We start from the raw sequence: 1,077 nt of genomic DNA, 5'->3' as shown, positions 1-1,077 counted from the left end.
AATCATCGTATAAGGAGGTGATCCAGCGCCAGGTTCCCCTAGCGCTACCTTGTTACGACTTCACCCCAGTCATGAACCACAAAGTGGTAAGCGTCCCCCCGAAGGTTAAACTACCTACTTCTTTTGCAGCCCACTCCCATGGTGTGACGGGCGGTGTGTACAAGGCCCGGGAACGTATTCACCGTGGCATTCTGATCCACGATTACTAGCGATTCCGACTTCATGGAGTCGAGTTGCAGACTCCAATCCGGACTACGACGCACTTTTTGGGATTCGCTCACTTTCGCAAGTTGGCTGCCCTCTGTATGCGCCATTGTAGCACGTGTGTAGCCCTACTCGTAAGGGCCATGATGACTTGACGTCGTCCCCACCTTCCTCCGGTTTATCACCGGCAGTCTCCCTGGAGTTCCCGACATTACTCGCTGGCAAACAAGGATAAGGGTTGCGCTCGTTGCGGGACTTAACCCAACATTTCACAACACGAGCTGACGACAGCCATGCAGCACCTGTCTCAGAGTTCCCGAAGGCACTCTAGCGTCTCCGCCAGATTCTCTGGATGTCAAGAGTAGGTAAGGTTCTTCGCGTTGCATCGAATTAAACCACATGCTCCACCGCTTGTGCGGGCCCCCGTCAATTCATTTGAGTTTTAATCTTGCGACCGTACTCCCCAGGCGGTCTACTTAACGCGTTAGCTCCGAAAGCCACGGCTCAAGGCCACAACCTCCAAGTAGACATCGTTTACGGCGTGGACTACCAGGGTATCTAATCCTGTTTGCTCCCCACGCTTTCGCATCTGAGTGTCAGTATCTGTCCAGGGGGCCGCCTTCGCCACCGGTATTCCTTCAGATCTCTACGCATTTCACCGCTACACCTGAAATTCTACCCCCCTCTACAGTACTCTAGTCTGCCAGTTTCAAATGCTATTCCGAGGTTGAGCCCCGGGCTTTCACATCTGACTTAACAAACCACCTGCATGCGCTTTACGCCCAGTAATTCCGATTAACGCTCGCACCCTCCGTATTACCGCGGCTGCTGGCACGGAGTTAGCCGGTGCTTCTTCTGTCGCTAACGTCAAAT

At 53.5% G+C, this 1,077-nt stretch carries 1 rRNA gene; it reads right to left on the bottom strand.

The window, feature by feature from the left end:
• Positions 1-10: 10 nt before the first annotated feature.
• Positions 11-1,077 (bottom strand): 16S ribosomal RNA (locus tag ACWYU8_RS21990); the annotation flags it as partial.

This window comes from Vibrio limimangrovi, from assembly GCF_054064025.1.
This window is presented reverse-complemented; position numbering and strand designations above follow the sequence as displayed.